This is a genomic window from Microcella sp. (genome assembly GCF_040286215.1).
Lineage (GTDB): Bacteria > Actinomycetota > Actinomycetes > Actinomycetales > Microbacteriaceae > Microcella.
The window spans coordinates 1-7,186 of sequence record NZ_JAVKCK010000024.1; the positions used below are offsets into that span (position 1 = coordinate 1).

At 69.6% G+C, this 7,186-nt stretch carries 7 protein-coding genes; all 7 read left to right on the forward strand.

From position 1 onward, the window contains the following. Window positions 1-87 precede the first annotated feature (87 nt). The 7 genes from RJQ01_RS11570 (at window position 88) to recA (ending at window position 7,001) form a co-directional block, all read left to right on the forward strand. Complete coding sequence (locus RJQ01_RS11570; RefSeq protein WP_350476881.1) at window positions 88-846, forward strand: hypothetical protein; 759 nt, start codon at window positions 88-90, stop codon at window positions 844-846. Window positions 847-964: 118 nt separating this feature from the next. Beyond that, window positions 965-3,709 (forward strand): FtsK/SpoIIIE family DNA translocase, encoded by a 2,745-nt coding sequence (locus RJQ01_RS11575; RefSeq protein ID WP_350476882.1) that lies wholly within the window; start codon window positions 965-967, stop codon window positions 3,707-3,709. Window positions 3,710-3,787: 78 nt separating this feature from the next. Then, window positions 3,788-4,387 (forward strand): CDP-diacylglycerol--glycerol-3-phosphate 3-phosphatidyltransferase, encoded by a 600-nt coding sequence (gene pgsA, locus RJQ01_RS11580; RefSeq protein ID WP_350476885.1) that lies wholly within the window; start codon window positions 3,788-3,790, stop codon window positions 4,385-4,387. A 10-nt stretch (window positions 4,388-4,397) separates the two neighbouring features. After that, entirely contained in the window at window positions 4,398-4,898 is a 501-nt protein-coding gene (locus RJQ01_RS11585) for a CinA family protein (RefSeq protein ID WP_350476883.1), read from the forward strand. Between the two features lie 134 nt (window positions 4,899-5,032). Then, window positions 5,033-5,341, forward strand: a complete 309-nt coding sequence (locus tag RJQ01_RS11590; protein WP_350476884.1) for a helix-turn-helix domain-containing protein — start codon at window positions 5,033-5,035, stop codon at window positions 5,339-5,341. Next, window positions 5,268-5,594 carry a DUF3046 domain-containing protein gene (locus RJQ01_RS11595; protein WP_502885267.1) on the forward strand — a complete coding sequence of 109 codons (327 nt, stop codon included), beginning with the start codon at window positions 5,268-5,270 and terminating at the stop codon, window positions 5,592-5,594. Before RJQ01_RS11590 ends, RJQ01_RS11595 begins: the two co-directional genes overlap by 74 nt. Before the next feature lie 282 nt (window positions 5,595-5,876). Then, the gene (gene recA / locus RJQ01_RS11600; RefSeq protein WP_350471474.1) at window positions 5,877-7,001 is read left to right on the forward strand and encodes a recombinase RecA; all 1,125 of its coding nucleotides are present in this window, start codon (window positions 5,877-5,879) and stop codon (window positions 6,999-7,001) included. Window positions 7,002-7,186: the final 185 nt, after the last annotated feature.

The following is a 7,186-nucleotide window of genomic DNA, read 5'->3' on the forward strand; positions in this document are numbered from 1 at the left end:
CTCGCCGGCGCCGCGCGGCGGCGAGGGACTGGGGAGACTGGGGCATTTTCTGGCCCGGAGGGGTGGTGCGCGACTAGGTTGTCGGGCATGAGAATCTCCCCGCGTAACCGGATCGTTCTCGTCGCCGCGTGCACGGCATCCTTCCTCGCGCTGACGGGCTGCACCCTGCCGCTGGCTCCGCTGCCCTCGGCGTCTCCGTCGGAGTCGCCTACGGCGTCGGAGACCGCGACGCCGACGCCGACGCCGCTTACGCGCCCTGCTCTGGCCGATCTGGAGCTGAGCGCGGCCGGGCTGGGCCCCCTGCTGCTGGGTGAGCCTCCCGTGTCGGATCCGGCGCTGCGGATGGTCGAGTTCGACCCGACGGGCTGCACCGATGCGGAGACGGGCGAGTCGTTCGGCATTGAGCCGGGCGATCCCGCAGCGGGCGGCTGGTTCATCGACCCGTCGTACCGCCTGCCGCCGACGCCGATTTTCGGCGGCAATCCGTTCGGGGTCGGCATCGACGAGACGGCGGGCACGGTCGTGTCACGCATCGACCTGTATTCGGCCGACATCCCGACGGACGGCGGCATCCGCATCGGCGACACCCGTGCCGAGGTGGAGGCCGCCTACCCGAGCGCGTCGGTCGCCGAGAGCTACCTCACCGACATCTTCGTCATCTCGGGCCCGTCGGGGCTGCTGCAGATCGAGGTCGTGTCGCAGTCCACTGCCGACAAGGCCGACTACTGGATGTCGACGGGCATCCCCGATGGCGAGGTCGTCTACATCCACGCGGTCGTGCCGGCGCTCGGCGTGTTCTCGGTGGCGGCGAGCGGCAACGGCGTCGGCGGCTGCAACTTCGGCTGACCCCTAACGATCGCCGCGAAGCTCCGGGCGGGCGCGGTCGTCGCTCGCTGCGCGTCGCGAACGGCCACGGTCGCGTGTCGCCCGCCTCCCCGTCCCACCCCGCGGGTAGCGTGGGCGCATGGCTTCGAGCACGCGCTCTTCGTCGCGCACGCGCGCATCGTCGTCGCGCCCGAAGCAGGGCTCGCGCGGGGGAGGCTCCCGCACGCAGGCCACGAAGCGCCTGCCGCCGCCGAGCGATGAGCCGGGCATCCTGACCGCGATCTGGATGGGCATGGCCCACGCGACCGGCGGCCTGTTCCGGATGCTCGGCCGCGAGACCCTCGCGAAGGATGAGCGCCGCGACGGCATGCCGTTCCTCATCGTGCTGCTGGCGATCGTCGGCGCGATCGTGGAGTGGTTCTTCGCGACCGACCCGGTAGCGATCGCGCTCGACGCGTGGACGTTCGGAGGCCTGCTGGGCCGCGTCGCCTTCGCCCTGCCGGTCATCATGATCCTGTTCGCGGCGTGGCTGTTCCGCCACCCGGCGAGCGTGCACGACAACACGCGCATCGGCATCGGCCTGGGGCTCATGATGCTGAGCGTGAGCGCCCTGTGCCACATCGCCCTCGGTGCGCCGCAGCCGAGCGAGGGCGCCGTGGTGCTGGCCCGCGCGGGCGGCGTGCTGGGCTGGATCGTCGCGAGCCCCGCCCTGCTCGCGACGGTGTGGGTCGCCGTGCCGCTGTTCGCGGTGCTGCTGCTGCTGGGCGTGCTCATCATGACGAAGACGCCGCCGAACCGCATCGGTGATCGCCTGCGCGAGCTCTACGCTTACCTGTTCGGCGCTGAGCTGACGCCGCGGGAGAAGAAGGAGAAGCCCGAGAGGGAGGCGCCGACGGAGGAGTTTGGCTCGCTCACCGATCTGGGCCTCGACATGAACGACAGTGCGTCGATGCCGTGGTGGCGCAAGGGCAAGCCCGGTCGGGATGCTCCCGCGCCGTTCGACAGCGCCGTCGAGCGCGACAATGCGACCGAGGTCATTGATCAGGATGCCCGGGCCAAGGTCACGGGCGACCTCGCCGCGGTGCTCGACGAGGCGGAGCAGGCCGTCCAGCGCTTCACGGGCGAGCAGCCGGGCCGCACGCGCGAGGGCGCCGGCGAGGTGCAGCCCGCGGTGCTGCCGGGCTTCACCTCGCGCGCGAGCGAGAAGGGCGCGGCGGGGGAGTTCGACGACGAGACGCCCGCGCAGAAGCAGCCGAAGGCAGGCGAGAAGACGACAGCGCCGTACCGCCTGCCGGCGGCCTCGATCCTCGAGCCGGGCACGCCCCCGAAGTCGAAGTCGGCGGCGAACGACGCGGTGGTCGCCTCGATCACGGACGTGCTCACGCAGTTCGAGGTCGATGCGAAGGTCACGGGCTTCAGCCGCGGGCCGAGCGTCACGCGCTATGAGATCGAGCTCGGCCCGGGTGTGAAGGTCGAGGCGTTCACGCGCTTGACGAAGAACATCTCGTACGCGGTGGCGAGCAACGAGGTCACGATCCTCTCGCCGATTCCGGGCAAGAGTGCGATCGGCGTGGAGATTCCGAACGTCGACCGCGAGATCGTCTCGCTCGGCGACGTGCTGCGGTCGAGCTCGGCGGGCAAGGCCCTGCACCCGATGACGATCGGCGTGGGTAAGGACGTCGAGGGCGGCTACGTCGTGGCGAACCTCGCGAAGATGCCGCACCTGCTCGTGGCCGGTTCGACGGGTTCGGGCAAGTCGAGCTTCATCAACTCGATGATCACGAGCGTGCTCATGCGGGCGAAGCCGGCCGAGGTGCGCATGGTGCTCGTCGACCCGAAGCGCGTCGAGCTCGCCGCGTACCAGGGCGTGCCGCACCTCATCACGCCCATCATCACGAACCCGAAGAAGGCGGCCGAGGCGCTGCAGTGGGTCGTGAAGGAGATGGACATGCGGTACGACGACCTCGCGTCGTTCGGGTTCCGCCACATCGACGACTTCAACCGCGCGGTGCTCGCGAACGAGATCCAGCTGCCGGAGGGCAGCCAGCGCCGCCTGCAGCCCTACCCCTACCTCCTCGTCGTGGTCGACGAGCTCGCCGACCTCATGATGGTCGCCCCTCGTGACGTCGAGGATTCGATCGTGCGCATCACGCAGCTCGCGCGCGCGAGCGGCATCCACCTCGTGCTCGCGACGCAGCGCCCGAGCGTCGACGTCGTGACGGGCCTCATCAAGGCGAACGTGCCGAGCCGCCTCGCCTTCGCGGTGTCGAGCATGACCGACAGCCGCGTGATCCTCGACCAGCAGGGCGCCGAGCGCCTCATCGGGCAGGGCGACGCCCTGTTCCTGCCGATGGGAGCCTCGAAGTCGATGCGCGTCCAGGGTGCATGGGTGACCGAGGATGAGATCGCGAAGGTCGTCGAGCACGTCAAGAACCAGGCGATCCCCGAGTACCGAGACGACGTCGCGGCCGAGACGCAGAAGCGCGAGATCGACGCCGACATCGGTGACGACCTCGAGGTGCTCCTCGCGGCGGCCGAGCTCGTCATCAGCACGCAGTTCGGCTCGACCTCGATGCTGCAGCGCAAGCTCCGCGTGGGCTTCGCGAAGGCCGGGCGCCTCATGGATCTCCTCGAGTCGCGCGAGATCGTCGGCCCCTCGGAGGGTTCGAAGGCCCGCGACGTGCTCGTGAGCGTCGAGCAGCTTCCCGAGGTTCTCGCCCGCCTCCGCGGTGAGGATGCGCCCAGCTCTGCACCCGCCGCAGCCCCCGCGGCGAACACCTCCCCGCACCCCGGTTCCGACCCCGTGGAGGACATGACTCGGGGTTATCCTGAGGCGGAGGGCTCCTCCGACGAGGACGCCTGGAATCTCACCGACCGCGAGTAGCCACGCCGGCTCCGCGCCGGTCCGACGAGCCGAGAGGGGTCTGCGCCCGTGACCGAGCCCGACCCCCGCACCTACTCGTTGCGCGGCCGCGTCGTGCGGCACGGCGAGACCCCGGCGTCCAGCGGCAACCTCGCGAACATCATCACGGTCGTGCGCATCCTGCTCGCGCCGCTCTTCGTCGTGCTGCTGGTGCTCGACGGCGGGGAGGACGGCTGGTTGCGGCTCGCGGCGGCCGCGCTCTTCATCCTCGCGATTGCGACGGACGGCGTGGACGGCATGCTCGCCCGTCGCCGCAATCTCGTGACCGACCTGGGCATCCTGCTCGATCCGATCGCCGACAAGCTCCTCACGGGCGCCGCGCTCGTCATGCTCGCGGTGCTCGCCGAGCTGCCCGTGTGGGTCGTGGTGGTGATCCTCGTGCGCGAGTGGGGCATCACGCTCTTCCGCTTCCTCATGCTGCGCGATCGGGTGATCCCGGCCTCGCGCGGCGGCAAGCTCAAGACGGTCGTGCAGGCGGTCGCGATCTCGTTCGCGCTCGTACCGCTGTGGCAGCTGTTCGGCGAGTGGATCCACATCGTCAACACGGTGCTGATGTCGGCCGCGGTCGTGCTCACGGTCGTGACGGGCCTCGACTACCTCGTGCAGGCGTGGCGGCAGAACCGCGCACGCTCGCAGTGACGCGGTCGCGATGACGCGCGAGCACCGACGAGCCGCCGAGGTGCTCGCGGCGCTCGGGCGGCGCGGTGCGACTCTCGCGTTCGCCGAGTCCCTGACGGGCGGGATGCTCTGCGACGCGTTCGTGAGCGTGCCGGGTGCCTCGGCGGTCGTGCGCGGGTCCGTCGTCGCCTACGCGACACCCCTCAAGACGAGCCTGCTCGGCGTGCCGGAGGCGCTCCTCGCGCGGCACGGTGCCGTGCATCCGGAGGTCGCGTCGCGCATGGCGGAGGGGGCGCGCGCCGCAGCCTCCGTCGACGGCGCGCCGGCCGATGTGGGGGTCGCGACGACGGGCGAGGCCGGTCCTGACGCGTCCGGGGCGGCGCCCGTGGGCCTCGTCTACGTGGCGGTCGCGGATGCTCGGCGCACGCTCGTGCGCGAGCACCGCTTCTCGGGCGATCGTGCGGCGATTCGCGCGCGGGCGGTCGACGCCGCGATCGAGCTCCTCGCCGAGAGTGTCGCCTCACGGGAATAGCATCGATGACGGTCGTGTTACAGACAGCAAGCTGACATGCTCCCCACAGGTGCTGGCGGCTAGAGTTTGAAGCATCGACGAGGGATAGAGTGTCCCTCCCGGCACCACAAGACGACGAGAGAAGGGGGCGCCTCATGGTTCTGGTTCGACAGGAAATCGGCGAGGTCCTCCGCGACGTGCGCCTGCAGAAGGGCCGTACGCTGCGCCAGGTGGCAAGCCGTGCGAGCGTGGCGCTCGGGTACCTCAGTGAGGTGGAGCGCGGTCAGAAAGAGGCCAGCAGCGAGATTCTGGCCTCGGTTGCCGACGCGCTCGATACGCCGATCTCGGTCATCATGCGCGAGGTGGGTGACCGTCTCGCGGTCATCGAGGGTGTCACGATCGTTCCCGACACGCTGCCCGACGAGCTCGTGGCCGAGTTCGACGCCGACTTCGCGATGCACTAGCCGTCGCTCACCGTCGGAGCCACCCCTGACTCGCAGCGAGTTCTCCCGCGCCATCGCCGACGAGTTCGGCGAGGCCTACGGGCGCAGCATCGTGCGCGATGTCGTGGTGACGGCGCTCGGGGAGCGCACGGCTGACGAGGCGCTCTCCGCGGGCGCGCCTCCGCGCGAGGTGTGGCTGGCGCTGTGCGCCGCGATGGATGTTCCGCGCGAGCGCTGGTACGGGGCGGGTCGCCCGGAGCCGAAGCGCGCCTGACCCTCGGTCTGCAGCAGGCGTGACGCGCGGCCTCGACACGCCGCGCGTGCTGTCGTTCGAACATTCGTTCCCCTTCTGCGTAGACTCCTCCCCAGCGGCACTCGAACACGAGTAGCCCACGGAGTGCGCGTCGCACCGGCCAATGTCGGTGCACGCGCGTACCGTCGGTCTCGTCGGCGAACGCCGTCACGCCTTGTCGTGAGACGTCCAGCCCGGCTCCATCGGCCGGACGAGGAGCGACAGAAGACAGGCACACCGCTATCGAGAATGAAGGAGACCGCAATGCCCTCAGTTGCAGACCGCGAGAAGTCCCTCGAGACCGCCCTCGCTCAGATCGACCGTCAGTTCGGCAAGGGCAGCGTCATGCGCCTGGGTTCGGACGAACGGGCCCCCGTCGCGGTCATCCCGACCGGCTCGATCGCACTGGATGTCGCGCTCGGCATCGGCGGCCTCCCGCGCGGCCGCGTCATCGAGATCTACGGCCCGGAGTCCTCGGGTAAGACCACGCTCACCCTCCACGCCATCGCGAACGTGCAGAAGGCGGGCGGCATCGCGGCCTTCATCGATGCGGAGCACGCTCTCGACCCCGACTACGCGCAGAAGCTCGGCGTCGACATCGACCAGCTCCTCGTCTCGCAGCCCGACACGGGGGAGCAGGCGCTCGAGATCGCCGACATGCTCATCCGCTCCGGCTCGATCGACCTCGTCGTCATCGACTCCGTCGCGGCGCTCGTGCCGCGCGCCGAGATCGAGGGCGAGATGGGCGACAGCCACGTCGGCCTGCAGGCGCGCCTCATGTCGCAGGCGCTGCGCAAGCTCACGGGCGGTCTCAACTCGACCGGTACCTCGATGATCTTCATTAACCAGCTGCGCGAGAAGATCGGCGTGTTCTTCGGCAGCCCCGAGACGACCGCGGGCGGCAAGGCGCTCAAGTTCTACGCCTCGGTGCGCCTCGACATTCGCCGCATCGAGACGCTGAAAGACGGCACCGACGCGGTCGGCAACCGCACGCGCGTCAAGGTCGTCAAGAACAAGATGGCGCCGCCGTTCAAGCAGGCCGAGTTCGACATCCTCTACGGCACCGGCATCTCCCGCGAGGGCAGCCTCATCGACTTCGGTGTCGAGCACGAGATCGTGCGCAAGTCGGGCGCCTGGTACACCTACGACGGCGACCAGCTCGGTCAGGGCAAGGAGAACGCGCGCAACTTCCTCATCGAGAACCCGACGATGGCGGCCGAGATCGAGACGAAGATTCTCGCCAAGCTCGGCATCGGCGAGAAGATCGCCGAGTTCGAGCCGGTCGCCGTGGCTGGTCCCGCCGCAGCAGCCGCGAAGGGCAAGGCGCCGGCGAGTGCCGCACCCGTGGTCGCCGACGAGCCCGCTCTGCCGAAGGCAGCGGGCGCCTGATGAGCCTCAGCGGCTCGGGCGGGGAGGACGCGCTCGCCCCCGTCACGTACCTGCCCGGCGCGCGCGAGGCGGATGGCTAATGCTTCCAGGAAGGCGTAAATCGTGATAGCTTCTAAATTGTCGATAGATGACTTGATCACAACGATTATTAGGGGTAGTGAGATTTGGGTTTAGTTGTCTGAGGC

Excerpts from the sequence above, each read along its gene's own strand:
- RJQ01_RS11570 (WP_350476881.1), top strand. The coding sequence starts at position 88 with ATGAGAATCTCCCCGCGTAACCGGATCGTTCTCGTCGCCGCGTGCACG.
- RJQ01_RS11575 (WP_350476882.1), top strand. The coding sequence starts at position 965 with ATGGCTTCGAGCACGCGCTCTTCGTCGCGCACGCGCGCATCGTCGTCG.
- RJQ01_RS11585 (WP_350476883.1), top strand. The coding sequence starts at position 4,398 with ATGACGCGCGAGCACCGACGAGCCGCCGAGGTGCTCGCGGCGCTCGGG.
- RJQ01_RS11590 (WP_350476884.1), top strand. The coding sequence starts at position 5,033 with ATGGTTCTGGTTCGACAGGAAATCGGCGAGGTCCTCCGCGACGTGCGC.
- recA (WP_350471474.1), top strand. The coding sequence starts at position 5,877 with ATGCCCTCAGTTGCAGACCGCGAGAAGTCCCTCGAGACCGCCCTCGCT.